The organism is Caballeronia sp. LZ065, assembly GCF_031450975.1.
GTDB lineage: Bacteria > Pseudomonadota > Gammaproteobacteria > Burkholderiales > Burkholderiaceae > Caballeronia.
In genome coordinates this window covers 316,936-331,268 of record NZ_JARUXV010000003.1, presented here as the reverse complement: position 1 = coordinate 331,268, position 14,333 = coordinate 316,936, and the positions used below count along the sequence as shown (strand labels likewise).

Annotated in this window: 12 protein-coding genes; all 12 read right to left on the bottom strand. The window is 61.2% G+C overall.

What is annotated here, in order from left to right:
* Positions 1–2 precede the first annotated feature (2 nt).
* The 12 genes from QCE63_RS21810 to QCE63_RS21755 all read right to left on the bottom strand — a co-directional run bounded on the left by QCE63_RS21810 (position 3) and on the right by QCE63_RS21755 (position 14,321).
* Positions 3–2,084, bottom strand: coding sequence for an AAA family ATPase (locus tag QCE63_RS21810; protein WP_309835931.1), 2,082 nt, complete (start codon positions 2,082–2,084; stop codon positions 3–5).
* The gene (locus QCE63_RS21805; protein ID WP_309835930.1) at positions 2,084–3,604 is read right to left on the bottom strand and encodes a contractile injection system tape measure protein; all 1,521 of its coding nucleotides are present in this window, start codon (positions 3,602–3,604) and stop codon (positions 2,084–2,086) included. The genes QCE63_RS21810 and QCE63_RS21805 overlap by 1 nt, the downstream gene beginning before the upstream one ends.
* A gap of 34 nt (positions 3,605–3,638) precedes the next feature.
* Positions 3,639–4,607, bottom strand: a complete 969-nt coding sequence (locus QCE63_RS21800) for a hypothetical protein (RefSeq protein ID WP_309835928.1) — start codon at positions 4,605–4,607, stop codon at positions 3,639–3,641.
* A 13-nt stretch (positions 4,608–4,620) separates the two neighbouring features.
* On the bottom strand, positions 4,621–7,443 hold the full coding sequence (locus QCE63_RS21795) for a hypothetical protein (RefSeq protein WP_309835927.1): 2,823 nt from the start codon (positions 7,441–7,443) through the stop codon (positions 4,621–4,623).
* On the bottom strand, positions 7,424–10,210 hold the full coding sequence (locus QCE63_RS21790; RefSeq protein ID WP_309835926.1) for a hypothetical protein: 2,787 nt from the start codon (positions 10,208–10,210) through the stop codon (positions 7,424–7,426). The genes QCE63_RS21795 and QCE63_RS21790 overlap by 20 nt, the downstream gene beginning before the upstream one ends.
* A 79-nt stretch (positions 10,211–10,289) precedes the next feature.
* On the bottom strand, positions 10,290–10,706 hold the full coding sequence (locus QCE63_RS21785; RefSeq protein WP_309835925.1) for a hypothetical protein: 417 nt from the start codon (positions 10,704–10,706) through the stop codon (positions 10,290–10,292).
* Complete coding sequence (locus QCE63_RS21780) at positions 10,703–11,128, bottom strand: GPW/gp25 family protein (protein WP_309835924.1); 426 nt, start codon at positions 11,126–11,128, stop codon at positions 10,703–10,705. Before QCE63_RS21780 ends, QCE63_RS21785 begins: the two co-directional genes overlap by 4 nt.
* A 20-nt stretch (positions 11,129–11,148) precedes the next feature.
* Complete coding sequence (locus tag QCE63_RS21775; RefSeq protein WP_309835923.1) at positions 11,149–12,759, bottom strand: phage baseplate assembly protein V; 1,611 nt, start codon at positions 12,757–12,759, stop codon at positions 11,149–11,151.
* Positions 12,759–13,454 (bottom strand): hypothetical protein, encoded by a 696-nt coding sequence (locus QCE63_RS21770; protein WP_309835922.1) that lies wholly within the window; start codon positions 13,452–13,454, stop codon positions 12,759–12,761. The genes QCE63_RS21775 and QCE63_RS21770 overlap by 1 nt, the downstream gene beginning before the upstream one ends.
* Complete coding sequence (locus QCE63_RS21765; protein WP_309835921.1) at positions 13,451–13,618, bottom strand: DUF5908 family protein; 168 nt, start codon at positions 13,616–13,618, stop codon at positions 13,451–13,453. The genes QCE63_RS21770 and QCE63_RS21765 overlap by 4 nt, the downstream gene beginning before the upstream one ends.
* A complete protein-coding gene (locus QCE63_RS21760; protein ID WP_309835919.1) occupies positions 13,618–14,085 on the bottom strand; it encodes a phage tail protein in 468 nt (155 codons plus the stop codon). Before QCE63_RS21760 ends, QCE63_RS21765 begins: the two co-directional genes overlap by 1 nt.
* Complete coding sequence (locus QCE63_RS21755) at positions 14,085–14,321, bottom strand: hypothetical protein (RefSeq protein ID WP_309835918.1); 237 nt, start codon at positions 14,319–14,321, stop codon at positions 14,085–14,087. Before QCE63_RS21755 ends, QCE63_RS21760 begins: the two co-directional genes overlap by 1 nt.
* Positions 14,322–14,333 lie beyond the last annotated feature (12 nt).

The following is a 14,333-nucleotide window of genomic DNA, read 5'->3' as shown; positions in this document are numbered from 1 at the left end:
CCTCAGATTTTCAAGCGCCCTGATTTGGCGAGTTCACGCAGGCTGGCCTGCTCGATGTGATGTTTCCTGACTATCGGCGAGTCCTCGGACATCGAGAGCCATCCCGCCAGCAGGGCGATGTTGCGAATGCTTGCGCCGGTGACGTCGATGCGCCTGGCCAGGTCCGCGAAGTCGATGCTGTCATCCACTTTCATCTGAGTCGGCCAGATGGCGTTCCACATCACCTCCCGCAGCGCCGGGTCCGGATAGACGAAACGTGTCACGAAGGTAAAGCGCCGGATGAATGCTTCATCCAGATGACCGCGATTATTGGTCGCGAGAATCACGAGACCTGGGAAGGACTCGAGGCGTTGCAGCAAATACGACACTTCGATATTGGCGTGGCGATCGTGCGCGTCCTTGACCTGACTGCGCTTGCCGAACAGCGCGTCGGCTTCGTCGAAGAACAGCACGCCCGCATCGGCCTCGGCCATGTCGAAGATGCGCGAGAGGTTCTTTTCCGTTTCGCCGATGTATTTGTTGACCACGCTCGACAGATCCACCTTGATGAGATCCGTGCAAAGCTGTCCGGCGAGGATTTCCGCCGCCATCGTCTTGCCGGTTCCGGACGGTCCATGGAACAACGCGCTGATGCCGGTGCCGTAATGAATCTTTTCGAGGAAGCCTCGTTCGAGCAAGGCTTCGCGATGCCGTACCGCCGCGACAATCTCGCCAAGCTGACGACGCATGTCGGCTGTGACGATGAGGTCGTCGAGCGTCCGCTGTGGTTCGACCCGCGTCGCCAGGTTGCCGAAGTTCTGCCGCGCGCGATGACGCAGTGCTTCGGTCCAGTCGCCCTGGCCGGTTTCCGCATCGGGCGCGCGCCGGCTGCGGTAGAACGACGCCTCCCAGCCGATATGCGCCAGGTCTTCCGGCTGGAAGGCAAAGCGACGGCTGAGGGCCAGTGCGTCGATCGCTGCGTCGCCGACTTGCACGACGAGCGCGGCGGCCCGTTCCTGCGCGGTGCGCTGCGGCATGTCGAACGTGACGTGAGGGACGCGCGCAAGACGGGTGACGCTCGCGTGACGTTCCTCGAGGCGCAGGATCGGCACCGCCGCACCGCGCGCGCAGGCGGCAAGCTGACCGAACAACGCCTCGCGTACTGCCGCCGCCGCGCCTTCCAGTCCGCAGATGACCGCGGCACAATTCTGCAGGCGCGCGTTGCGCAGTGCCTGAGCGAAGCGAAACGACGCCGGCTCGTCTTCCGCGGGCAGACGACGCACATCGATGATGAGCGCGCCGCAACGGTATGCCGCGAGCGCGCTGACCACGTCGCTCTCGGACGCATCGCGCAGCGTCACCACTGCCGGAGAGGCGCTGTCGAAGATGGCGTCGCGCACGACATCGATCAGCGCCGCGATGCGCGCATCGCCGGCTGGCGAGGACGCTGCTTGTTCCCATCGGCAGAACGCTTGCAGGTCCAGCGGTTGAAATCGGTTGCCCTGCAGGAAGTGGAACACTTCCAGCGACGTGCACAGCGGCGTGCGGCCCCAGCCGTCGCGCGCGGAGTCGCCGGGATGGACGGGCACCAGGAGTTGATGCTCATGCAGCGGCGCCTGGGGCAGGAAACTCTTGTGCGCGGCGTGACGCTCGGTCCACGATGAACAGAACAGGTTCAGCGCGAGTTCAACGGTGGGATAGTGACGTCCTTTTCCTTGCAGGAGCGACAGCAAGGTCTGATAGCGCGTGTCCAGATGCGGCAGCACGCCGAGCAGGATGACCTCGCGTTCGAAGCGGTCGAGATCGAAGCGCGCCGCAAGCTGATCGAGCGGCGCGCCTGCCTCGGACAGCACGCTCGCGCCGGAGGAATGCGCGCTCGCCAGATCTTCCGCTTCCATCCAGCACGGGATTCCGCGCGGGGCGTCGAGCCGCGCCTCGATATCCTGACGCGAAAGACACACGTCACCCGACCACATCCGCTCCATGCGCTCGTGATATTCACGCTGCAACAACAGGTCGATGCGCTCGACCTCATGCATCAGGCTATTCCAGGCATCCGCGGAACGCTGCTGTTCCGCTGGGTCGAACATGAGCGATGACGTCATCAGAACATCCTCGGGTCGAGGTTGGGTATCGGCCAGTTCACTTCGATCGGTGTCGGGAGCCACGGCAGGACGACGGTGGACAAGGGCCACGGCAAGTCCCGCAACAGGATGTCGAAGGGCTGGGGTTCCAGATTCAGCACGGGCACGGGGCCTTGCATGGAGAGGTCCCCCGGACGCTGCAGAAACAGCGCCCGGATGTCTTCCGGCTGGAGCGATCTCCATCCGGGCAGTTTCATCGGCAGTTGCAAGAGCCAGTTTTCGAGCAGTGTCTTTGCCTGTTCTTCGGAGGTGGCGGGCGGGTCGTCGTCATCTTCAACTGTGAGACTCGAGAGACCGCACAGACGGCGAGCGAAGCTGTGCGTGCGCGCCGCGTTATCGACGTCTTGCCAGACGAGCCAGTCGAGCCATGCGGCCGCTTGTTCCTGCGCTTCGGCGGTGACGAATTGCTCGCCGTCCCATACATGCAGACTGCGAAAAAGATCGGGCAGCAAGGGCCACAGAACGATCAGGCCGGCCCCCGGCACGTACACCGCGCTTGCGGCCTCGACGCTCTCGTTCTCACGCCGCGGTGCGATGCGGCGTTCGGGATAAGCGCGCGCCAGGCGCTCCAGTCGTCGCGTCTCCGCTTGCGTGAGCCTTTTTCGAAGACCCGTGCGCACGGTTTCATGGCGCCACAGCCGGGCCTGCCAGCGCCGTATTTCCGGGTGTGGAGATTTCTCCATGAATGCGAGCGTGTCGCTCAGAAGCGCGCCCTTCAGTTCAGGGATGTCCGGTAACTCGGGAATCTCGCTTGAATGAGTCGAGGACGGATGGTTTCGGAGCCAGATGAGCGCCTTGAGGCAGAGTGCGATTTCGGTCGCTTCCGTTTCGCCCAATAAAGCTTTCAGTGCATGAGCCGCTTCAGGCATCGTCCTGGCGCGCTCCAACAGAAACTGCCTCGACTCGCGGTGCAGGCAAGCGGGCGCCAGCCAGGCGAGGATGCGTTCAGGCGGCTCATCCTGATTCAGCGAAGCAAGGTGCCGTTCGAGCAGGGCACGAATGGCCGAGTGGGATCGCATTGCGCGTTCTTGCGGCGAGGTGTCGATCTGTCGCAAATCCGTATTGCCCGGCACGGTTGTTGATGGCGAGTCGATATCGCCCGGTACGGTTGCTGACGGCGAAGCCTGCTCGCCTTCGGGCGCAGAGATGTCGACCGGGTGAATATGCGTTTCTTTGTATTCCATCGACTCGACCTCGCAAGTCCTTTCCGCCACGACATGCTCCGCGAGCGCCTGACGCAATGCTCCGAGAAGGCGCTTCGGCATGACGGCGTCGATCTCGTCATACCGCAGAGTCCCGATATCCAGATGCAATGCGGCAATTCGAATATACCCCTCGCGATGAAAAACCTCGGTTATCAGGCTGGAGATATCCTCTTTCAACGGGCCACGGAACAGCCTCGCGCAATGGTCCGTCACCGTGGCGTGGATATCGTGGCGCGTGTCCACGATTAGTGAGACGCTCTGGAGAGTCGTGCGCATGATAATCAAGACCGAATGATCGAGAGCCGGGTGGCTAGAGTTTCATGAAGTAGGCGAGCACCTGGAAAGGCGGAGTCACGGAAACGGTGTGCGAATGCTTGCTATCCGTTACTGTGTGGCTGAAGGATTTGCCTTCTCCGGTCCATCCGACTTCGAAGGCATTAGGCCGGTCACCTATGGAACTGTAAAAATAGAGGTGGGTGTCGCCCTCAGTGTAGTAAATGTCTTTTTGCATAAGAGTTAGATCGTGCGTATGGCTGGAAAGATTCTCCGTTGTGAGAGTATGGTCTCCAACCTTGATATTTGAAGCTGCCGTATCCGTCGCTGAAGAGAACGATCCAGCTGTATGATTGGAATCCGTCCACGTCCAAGTCGAGCCGCCCTTCCTGGTTATTTCCCCCGGCGTACCGCCAATGATGAACCTGTCCCGCAGATCTGGCGTATGCCACGTAGCCCCGGTTCTCATCGTGACAGCACGGCCATCGCAAAGTGCCCAACCAGCCGGAATGTCGGATTCTTTGGTGACGTTGATCGCTACGATCATGCCCATCGGGAAGAGCGCATCGACATCGACCGTCACGCCGGAGGCGCTGACCTTGATGTACTTGTCGGCCTTCACACAGACGGCGTCGCTGGCTATCTCGCAACCGACACCCACCTGGACGCTGACTTTTTCATCGCTTACGTTAATGGCGGATCCCTCGCCCACCCTGATTCCGCCGCCTTCGAACACGAGGCCTTTCGCGAGCTTGACCGAGAGCTTGCCCTTGTTGGCGGCATCGCTATCCGCCGCGATCTGCAAGCCCTGTCCCACTGTATTGCTGGTCTGATCAGCACTTTGTCCCACGGCCCTGCGCCCACATTCGGCCATGTCGATCAGCGCAGCGAAGTCAGTGTCCAGCGGTACCGATCCGGCTTCGAAGCGGGCCTTCAATTCCGAACTGGTCGGCCCGTTGCTGCCGGAGACCGACTCGCCTGCCAGTTGGTTCGTTTCCTTTTCCATGGTGCCTTGTTCCTCAATTGAGTCCATTGCGCTTGCGGTATACATCGTCCGGAACAATAAACAGTGCGTCCTTGACGATTACGTCGAGATTCCATTGGTCGCCATCGGGTCCCAGCGCAGCGCTCCGCTGTTCGGGCGTGGCAATCCGGACGGCGCCGAGGCCGGTGTACATTGCGGCGGGCGGCCTCCCCAATCCCAGCTTCCACAGAAGCTGAAAACTCGACGTACTGGTCGCCGTCTGCTCGTTCTGCCACGCGGCATAGCTCAACGCGAAGCTGCCGAACGACTGCGGGCTGCCCTCGTCCGCATCGAGCCAGTGGATCATCAGCCTGATATGCGCCTGCAATTCAGCCTGTACGCAGCGCTTGATCCACGCTTCAGTCGCCTGGACATCACCGTTCTCCGGCAGCATGTTGCGATTCAACACCAGGCTCACGATCATCGAGAAGCGGTCGGTCGTGTCGAGCGCGTGCCAGGAATACTTCTGTTGCGTCGATACCGGCGGCAGCGCACGCGTCTCGTCGTCCGGGACCTTGATCGACAGGGTCCTTGCGATTCTGTCCACACTCACGAGCTCGACTTTCATCGACCACGGTTCGAGACCCATCTGGGTAATCGAATCGATCGACAGCGCGTAGCCTTTTTGAAGGAGGGCAGGAAAAGGCAAGCCCTGCGGAATTGTCAGCTGGACTCGCTGACCCGGCGTCTCCGACGTGCCAGGTCCGTATTGCAACGGATAGACGATCTCCTTCAGCCACGCCGCCGTGTTATTCCAGGTCAGTTGTTGCTCGTCCTGCGCCGTCAGGACGGGTTCAAGTACGACCCGCAGATGCGGGTTATCCACCAGATCCACTGTGAACGTATAAGCGTGACAATCGTAGCTATCCACGATCACACCCTGCACCGTGTGTGTACCGCTCGCCTCGGTGTAGGTGAAATCGACCAGTTGTCCGACCACCATCTGGTCAATAGGCTTCGCGTTGCCACAATCAACAGTCAGCGTCAGGTTGTCGGCGGAGAGCGTGAGCTTCTTCGGCTTCATGGGACTGTCGTAGAGCGAAGACGGCTTCTGCGGCAGAAGCGCACGATGCTCGACCAGATAGAACGGCAGCGCGCCCATGTCGACATCCTCGTCGAACAGTGCCTGCCCCCATCCCATGCGCGCGGCGATTCGCTTCTGCAACGCGGACACCTGATCGACGCGTATGTTCGCCCGTTGATAGGCCAGCGTGGTGATCTGACTCAGAGCGGACTGCTGGATCGTCAGAGACTCGCTCTCGGACGTGTCGAGCATCGGGGAAGCCGCTTCAGTGCCGAAGTAGCCAAGCAGATGATCGATCAGGCTCCGCTCCTGAGCCCCATCCACCGCTACAGAGGCGCTGTGCTCAACGAGTCCGGCCTTGTACGACGCGTGCGCCACATCCCCCGCGCTGCCCTCGGAATAGGGCCATTGCGCACCCCACGTCGTTTCGCCTTCGCGGACGAACGAGAGCAATTTCGGCAGCATGGACAATTGGCTGCAACCGTTCGACATCGCTTGTTCGAAGGGCAGCAGAAACTGGTACAGCGCCTGAGGGCCACCCAAGTCTGGCGGCAATTGCAGGTTGTAGCAGGCAGGCATCTTGTCGGTGACAGGGTGATACTGCGCGACGTCGCGTGCCTTTCCGTAGGGCAGAACCCTTGGCGGATTGTCTTCCACCGGCGTCGATGTCAGCTTCGCCTGAATCTCCGCTTTCGTTGCCGTCACATATTTTCCGTCCGCGGTGATCAGCTTGACGGACTTCGTCATCAAGGTTAGCGGGTCGTCGCCCCAGAGCAGCGGATAGTATCCCGCAGTGGACAGCCAGCCCCAGCCAGGTTCGCTTGATGCCATGTCGGTTTTAATCGACAGGACGCTCTTGACGCCCGCTACCCGCGTCCAGCGGGCAGCGAGACCGCTGAGGTTCACTGAAATCTGGGTGGTGTAATCCGTTGCCGGAGGCAGCCGACTCTGCCAGCCATGGGACAAAGCGGGACCGTTATAGATTTCAGCCGCCGAAGCGCCCCGGCCTTCCAGCGTCTCGGCGGTTTCATGTGACACGCGCGGCGAAACATGATCCTCACCCGTGCGGTAGAGTTCTGCGAAGACAGCCGCGTAATCCTGCACGTGCTCCTTCAGCTCTATCTCGACTATCGGGTCGAGTTTCTGCCATTTTTCCCAAATCGTGTGCGTAACGGCTTCGCACAAGTTCCGGTTGTCAGTCAAGAACGCGTTCAGCTGCTTATCCGGTTCAGTCGTATTAATCAGCCCTTCGCGTGTCCGCTCAAAGCGCAAGGAATAATTTCCGCGAAGCCAGTACTTGACGGCGGTCTCGTCTTGCGGCTGCTTGAAGCTGAACTCGAGCGTTTGCGGCGAATAGTAATAGCGATAGTCCTGCTGCCGGGCATCAGTACCATCCGAATCAAGCGGAAGCAACTGCACGTTGCGAAACAAAAAGTAGCTTCCAGTGCTGTCCGTCAGATCCAGCAGCGCGCGGCGGTAATCCTCCGGCGTGATCGGCCCGCAAGTCAGCGCCTGGTGAGGACCAAACTCCAACGGAAATACGCCCCCGCCTTCGGTCTGCTCGGCCAGCGGCGGCGTAAGCAGATCAACCAGCGGCAAGGTATGCCGGTACCCGAGGTCGGACACGCCGTAGGCATAACCCTGCAGGAAGGTCACACCAGGGTCATGATCGCCCGTGTCAGTCCAGACCTGACCACCGAACTGCTCGACGGTTTGCTTCGCCTGCTCCCAGAGTGAATCGAAATGAACGTCGTCCTGCACCTGCTCAAACACATCAAGCTTCGACTGCATCATTCCTCCTGCCAGGGTTCGCCAGCTTCAGCATGGTTTCCATTGCGCTCGTCCAGGTCAGGATCAGCACTTCGTTCGACGCCGCATGGATTGACACCCAGTCGCCATCGAGCGTCATGCTCACCACTTCCGTCACGAAGGGCTGCGCCTTGATGAAGGCAACCATGCCGTAGAAGTCCAGCGTGGTGCCAAGCGTGAGACCGCGCTGACCGCCCTGCATCCACGGCATGTAACGGCGTTCGAGTTGCTCCTGGAGCTGGCGATAACCGTAGTCCGGATTGACATTGAAGGAGATCTCATAGGTGATCAGCACATCGCGGTATGTCGGGTTCACGACTGCGATCCTGGCCCACGTCGAAGCCATGCCTTGCACATAGGCCTGAATCGCATTGAGATGTGACTGGCTCAGGCGCGGCCGCAAGGGATCGTCGTTATCCTTTCTCTCCGTGACGGGCACGACGAGCAGGTTCAGGGGATCAGGTGCTGGAAGATCGGTAATGCTGTCGGCCGACGGCACCGCGACTTCGAACACATTGTCGAAGCGGGCCTTGATGAGCGAGGCCATGTCGTGCCACGTCAACGCGCGCGAGCGATGAAACAGGCGTTCCGCGCTGCGCGACATGAACTGCGCCGACGTCTCCGCCGCCTTGCCGCCGCTCGAAGGCCAAGGCTGCACCACCGGCGACAGTTCAGCGACAGGTTCCACCGTCCGGGTGATCGTCGATGCCGCGAGTGGCGCAAGAAAGTGGCTCGCCGGTGCGCTCTCCGGAGACTCGAGCGACGCGGTCATGCCATTCGCCAGAATGCCTTTGAGCCATACATAGGCATACTCCGGATCCGCGCCAGGAGTCGAAGCGTCGCCATCGTCCATGACCAGCGTCGGCTTCGCCACCAGCGCCCGCATCCAGTAGCGTCCCGGGGGCATCTGGGCAGCGCAGTCCGACGCGTCGTGCGGCAGGACGGCACTCATGATGCCGCTGTCGCGCAAACCGTTCGTGCCGTCCACGAGCGTATCGGCCAGACTCGCCCAGTCGTTTTGCTGAGTCAGGTATTGCCATTCCGGCTCGACTGCCTGCGGACTCACCAGCTCCCAATACAGGGAGATCGTTTCGCCCGGCGTTCCATCCGTGAAGCCGAGATAGAGGCAAGCCTGCGACGCATCCTGGGACGCCGTTTCCGGGGAATCGTCATAGCCAAAGGGCGTCAGCACGTACTGCGCAAGATCCGTGACGTGGATCGTCCACTTGACCCCGACGCCGTTCATCTGCGGCGTATAAGGCGGATTGAGCGTCTTGCTGCCCGCGAGCTTCTGATAATCCTGATGACCGAAATCGCGCCCGGTCAGTTCAAAGCGAATCCAGCGGGGCCAGTCGGTGGGATTGGGAGCCGCTTCACTCGGCGCGGCCAGCGCTGCCGGCACGGCAACCGTGAGCGAGGCCGCGACCGGCACGGTATTGGCCCCGTCCGCGAACAGCGACTGCGGCGCGGTCGTGCTCGGATCGCTCGTGCTCGAGGAAAGCTCGACACGCTCGACGCCCGACATCAGAAGCGCCTGGACCTTGAAGTCGCCATTGCTCTGAGGCGGCTTACTGTAGTTTGCGTACCAGTCGGAGAATTTCGTCGTCGGCAATCCCACCCAGCGAGGCGTGACGGTAAGCCCGGCGATGGTGGCCTGACCGCACCAGTCCGGCGCGATGAGATTGAAGCCCGCGCCCGTGACCGGCAGCGTGCCGAACGGATAGCTCGCTCCATCGAGCGGCGCGGCGCCACTGTCGGTGCCGTAAACCAGCGCGCTATCGCCTTCCACGGTGACAGTCAGTTCCGTCACCGCCGGCACCTGAAAGCCGCCGTCATTGCCGAGCCGGAGGACCGGTGTGTCGAACGTCAGGCCATCGAGGTCATTCGGCGCGACGATGGCCGGCTGATCGTCGCCGAGCCACCAGGTCATGGTCAACCCGTCGTCGAAGAGCGAGGAATAGCTCAAGGGCAGCCATCCGTCCTCGCTGCTGACCTGTGCGGACGCGACCTTGGTCCGATCCACGGCACTTGCAAACGTGACGGTGAACGTGCGCTTTCCCGCAGGCGCGGCAAGCGCGCCCGACGCCACGAGGCGACCCTCGAACATCGGCGTCTGTGTGGCCTCCGGATCGAACAGCCGCACGCCATCGGCGTTCCATTCGCCTTGCGTCTGATCGAAGGCGATGCACGTCAGCGCCGCGCTGCCCTCGCCGGGGATCTTCCAGCGCAGGTCCGTCCAGACGCCCGGATTGACCAGCAACGATTGATCGAGGGCATAGCGCAGCTTCACGCCATCGATCTCGCCGCCGTCGAACAACGTACCCGCCGGAAGGAAGCACTCGCGTGCGGATTTGGCGAGCGCGAAGCCAAGCGCCACCGTATCGCCTCGCGCAGGCGCTTCTGCCAGACCCAGCAGGTCCCGGTAGTACATCTCACGGTGCGCGAAAGGCAATGCATTGAGCAGCGCACGCGGCGTCTTGAGCATCTGCATGAACGCCAGGATGAACGCCTGCTGGGGTCCCAGCTCGCCATCGGCTTTGTTCGGCTGGCTGAATATTTCAGCCAGCGATGCGGGCGTCACGTCGGCCGTGAACAGCACATCCGCCCAGCTATGCGATGCATCGAAGGGAATCAGAGACGCATAGTCCTTCAACTGCTGCAGCACGTGTTCGTCGCTTCGTCCATCGAGACGGAAGCGCTCGCCTGCCCCATGGGGAACAAGCTTGTTCATCAGATGACTAATGTCCGCCATGTCCTGTCCTTAGCCCGTTCACTGTCGTCTTATCCATGACATCCTCCTTCCCGATCACCTATTCACCCATTCACTTGCATCACGCGCATGCGAACATCTGGCGCGGCATGAACATGCCGCGTCCGGTGCTGGGCGCCGTCGAGTCCGGCGTCCCGGGCGGTGAGGCGAGCACGGCCGGCACGGTCGGCATGAACTGCGCCGTGAATTGCAGCCCTTTGAGGATGAAGGGCGTGCGGCCCTTCACAAACGGCGCGCTCTGGCTCGAATCCAGCATCAGGATCCGCACCGTGCCCGTGCCGGGCGTATAGCCGGGCATGAAATACTGCGCAGTCCATTGCGCGCGTGTTTCATCACCGGTCACGCAGATGCGCCGCTTGCCGATCGTCGCCAGCCCCGTTCCGGTGATCGACGCCGGCGCGGAAAGCACCACCTGGCGCGCACCGAACATCGGCTCGAACATCACCTGGTCTCCGTCGCACACGATTGGAGTGCTCACTGGAAGTCCCCTCTGAGGGCCTGATTCAAATCGAGCGTTCCGGACAGGTACTCATCGATCTCGCTGCCGCGCAGCCGATAGGTCACGCCCACTTTCACCGCGCTTCGACTGCTCTCCGCCTGCACAATGAGAATCTCCGTGAGATTCGCGCGCGGCTCGTAGCGGAGGACGGCATCCGTAATGCGCCTCTCGATGTCGCTGCTCAGCTCGCTGTCGATGTTCTTGAACATGACGTCATACAGCGCGCATCCGTATTCCTCCCGCATGATCCGTTCGCCGGGCTCGGTGCCGAAGAGGATGCGCAGGCTTTGCCTGACGTCCTCGACGCCTTCCGACATGACCACGCCCTCCTCGAGCGAGAACGCCGGCGGAAACGCCCAGCCACGACCGTAGATGCTGGTTAGAACAGAGTCGTCAATCATGGCAAATCACCTCGGGATCACTAGGACTTTTTGGGCGGGGTCGACTTCTGCGCGAAGTCCACGGACATGCTCTCGACGGAAACGGAACTCGCCCCCGAGAGCTTCAGCTGATTGCTCGTCACCGCGAGCGTTCCTCCCGACATCAGCTTGCAGCCCTTCTCGAAGACCAGCTGCTCCTGCGGAGAACTCAATTCGACGCGAGGTTTGCCGGTATCGAAAAGAAGCTGCGATGAAGCGCCCTGCTTCCCCACGATGAGCCCCTTCGCGTCATTCTTCGCGTCCAGATCAAGCGGCGCGCGGTTCTTCGGGTTATGCATCGAGCCGAGAATCACGGGGAAGCTAGGATCGCCATCGAGAAAACCGACGATCACTTCATCGCCCGGTTCCGGATAGAAGCAGAAGCCGCTCATGTCGCTTGCATAGGGTTTGGCAAGACGCGCCCACAACGGATCGCTCTTGTCGCCCAGCACCGGGAGATGGACTTGCAGCCGGTTCATGCCGCCCGAGTCCTTCTTGAAGTCTTTGACCACGCCGATCTGCAAACCGCTTGCCTGTGCGGGCAGCACGACCTCGCTGCTCATGTCGTCGCATCCGAGCGTCAAGGTGGTGCGCCAGCCAGCCTCTTTATCGATGTGATGCCGGATCGCGGTGACGATTCCATCGCCGTCGAAAGCTTTGCCGTATCCCTCTATTGAAACCGTATCGCCCAGATCGACTTCAGCCGTGCCGTTGATCTTGAACTCGCCGCTTGCCCGTCCTGCCTGCAGGCTCAACAACAGGCCGCGCGAAAGAGCCGTCGTCCGTTGCAGCCCGAGCGGCGCGCTGTAGCTGAATTGCCAGGGCTCGCGGTTGATGGCGTTACCGCGCGTGCTGTCGAAGGCCCCAGCGCCGAGCGAAACGTCGGCGGCACTGACAGTGTCGAGACGCTGTTCGTGATCGTCCCAAGTGGACGTCTTCAGTTTCTCCGGCTGGGCCCGCTCACTGAAACTCCAGCTTGCATCCTCCACGAGCACGGAGTCGGATATGGCACGCTGCCGAATGATGAGCGTGGGAAAAGCGGTACCCGGAGGAGCCGCGATCACGACGCGCTCCGGAGACGGAAACGCCCATACGCCGTTGGCGCTCAGACGCTCACGAATGAAGCGCCAGTCCGAGCAGCCGAACTGAACCAGTTGCTCGCAGCGCAGGTCCATGTCGTCGATGGTCGCGGGAATCTGCTGCGCGGCCAGCAGGCTGCCGACGACGGTAGCCTCCGACATGTTCTGGAAGACCTGCGAGCGGTGCGAATTGCGCAGCTTCTCCAGGTCGTGCCGAAGCCGCAGCGTCAATTCGGTGCGCTCCCGGTCAGCCTTCATGGTCTGCTGCTCGATCACGCCCTTGAAGATCAGATGCTCGCGCTCCAGCGTGTCCAGCAGCATCAGCGCGACAGGTTCGCCCGCCGCGCATCGGGCAACTTCCGCCTGGAACTCATCGAAGATGTCCCTGAGCGGATTGCCTTGTACTGTCAGCACCACGCGCGCGCTGGGCACGCTATTGATGCGATGCAGGACCTCGACGCGCTCGGGACTGAACCCGTCGAGCGGCAGGCGCGCCTTGCCGACCAGAACGCTAACGGAAGGGCTCGCGCGCATCAGTGCCTCCCCTTGTCCGACTCGACCTTCAGCTTGTCGCCGGTCTTGAAGCCATCGATGCTGTCGAGGTCGTTGTCCCTGGCAATCTTCAGATAACCGGGACTCTTCTTCATCTTGCCCTTCAGGTTCTTCGCTATCGAGGCCAGCGAGGAGGCGGCCGTCGCGATGGCGACCGCTTTCGAAGGCGATTTCTTCAGCGCCCCGGCAAGCTGGTTCTTCAAGCTTTGATCCTCGGCGAGCTGCAGGGTCGCCGTGGCTCGCAGCGGCCTGCCATCTTTTTCGAAGAGCGTGTAGCGCACCGAGAGGGTTTGCAGACGCCCGAAGAAATAGCCGGAGCCGCTCCACTTCATCTTGCCCCAGATCACCTTGATATAGCGCGGTTCACAACGCGTCTCGTCGACGTCATAGCAAAGCTCGCGCAACCCGCCCAGTTGCCGGTCGATGTCGACCCGCTTGCCCGGCATCTTCGCGTCGAACAGCAGTTCGATGGACAGCCCGCTGGGCTTGGTCTGAACGAACCGGTTGCTTCTCCCGTTCGTGTTGATGAAGGTGTCCGATGCAAAGTCCGTGTGATAGCCAAGCGTCACCGAGTCGGGGTTGTACATCGCATACATGTACAGCGGCCGACCGTTCGCGTCCGGGTTGTTGAAAGATTCGATCTTGAGCTTGGCGGGTCGTCTCGACAGAAAACTCATTGCAGCCGCTCCCGTTCACGTTCCCGCATCAATTCCAAGACCCGGCGTGCAATGACCTCGACCATGCGCTCGCCCGGATCGCGCCCCGACTGCTCGCTGCCTGGCTTGCCAGGCTCCTCGGCCGTGACCCGGGCCTGAATGATCAACTCGCGAATTTCAAGCATCAGAGTTTCACTCCCAGAGGGATCATGTCGCGGTAACGCAGCTCAAACGTATTGATGAGCACTTCGTTGCCTTGCGCGTTGAGGTCACCGGTCTGCCAACGCACCGGCACCGCCTTGGTCACCAGCCAGTTCGTGAGCGGCATCAGTCCGGGATGCAACAGCGTGATGACGGCACTCAGATACGTGATCTTGCCGCTCGCGAACTGAGCGCTCAGCAAGGCGGTGAGGGGCGTCAGCGCCATCACGCCACGCTCGAGCACCAGTGAGCCGTGCGACAGCTTTTCGGTGAAATACTGGTTGCGCAGATTTTCACCGCCTTCGTTGTGCGTCATGACGTTCAGTTCGCGCGACAGGCCATGGACTTTCTGAAATCTCATGTCGAGGACGTCGGGTATCGGTACCCGATTGAGTACGAAAAGAACCGAGAAATGATGCGCCGTTGAGGGTTCGAAATAGCCACGTTCCATCAGCTTTTCTCCATTGAAGAAACGAGCGACGACCGGGTATCGAGCGTGATGCTCACCTCGATGAACTCGGCCGGATAGGCGACGGCCACACCGATATGCATGACCATCCGCCCCTGGTCGATATCTTCCTGACTCATGGTCTCCCCAAGTCCGATCTGGATGAAGAAGGCGTCGCTCTCCTCTTCGCCATACAGTCCGCCTTCGAGCCATAATTCCCGCAACCAGATATGGACCATGCCGCGCAAGCG

What these genes read in the sequence shown, in the direction of transcription:
- QCE63_RS21760 (WP_309835919.1), bottom strand. Translation starts at nt 14,085, where the DNA reads ATGGAACGTGGCTATTTCGAACCCTCAACGGCGCATCATTTCTCGGTT.
- QCE63_RS21790 (WP_309835926.1), bottom strand. Translation starts at nt 10,210, where the DNA reads ATGGCGGACATTAGTCATCTGATGAACAAGCTTGTTCCCCATGGGGCA.
- QCE63_RS21810 (WP_309835931.1), bottom strand. Translation starts at nt 2,084, where the DNA reads ATGACGTCATCGCTCATGTTCGACCCAGCGGAACAGCAGCGTTCCGCG.
- QCE63_RS21795 (WP_309835927.1), bottom strand. Translation starts at nt 7,443, where the DNA reads ATGATGCAGTCGAAGCTTGATGTGTTTGAGCAGGTGCAGGACGACGTT.
- QCE63_RS21800 (WP_309835928.1), bottom strand. Translation starts at nt 4,607, where the DNA reads ATGGAAAAGGAAACGAACCAACTGGCAGGCGAGTCGGTCTCCGGCAGC.
- QCE63_RS21805 (WP_309835930.1), bottom strand. Translation starts at nt 3,604, where the DNA reads ATGCGCACGACTCTCCAGAGCGTCTCACTAATCGTGGACACGCGCCAC.
- QCE63_RS21775 (WP_309835923.1), bottom strand. Translation starts at nt 12,759, where the DNA reads ATGCGCGCGAGCCCTTCCGTTAGCGTTCTGGTCGGCAAGGCGCGCCTG.
- QCE63_RS21780 (WP_309835924.1), bottom strand. Translation starts at nt 11,128, where the DNA reads ATGATTGACGACTCTGTTCTAACCAGCATCTACGGTCGTGGCTGGGCG.
- QCE63_RS21770 (WP_309835922.1), bottom strand. Translation starts at nt 13,454, where the DNA reads ATGAGTTTTCTGTCGAGACGACCCGCCAAGCTCAAGATCGAATCTTTC.
- QCE63_RS21755 (WP_309835918.1), bottom strand. Translation starts at nt 14,321, where the DNA reads ATGGTCCATATCTGGTTGCGGGAATTATGGCTCGAAGGCGGACTGTAT.
- QCE63_RS21765 (WP_309835921.1), bottom strand. Translation starts at nt 13,618, where the DNA reads ATGCTTGAAATTCGCGAGTTGATCATTCAGGCCCGGGTCACGGCCGAG.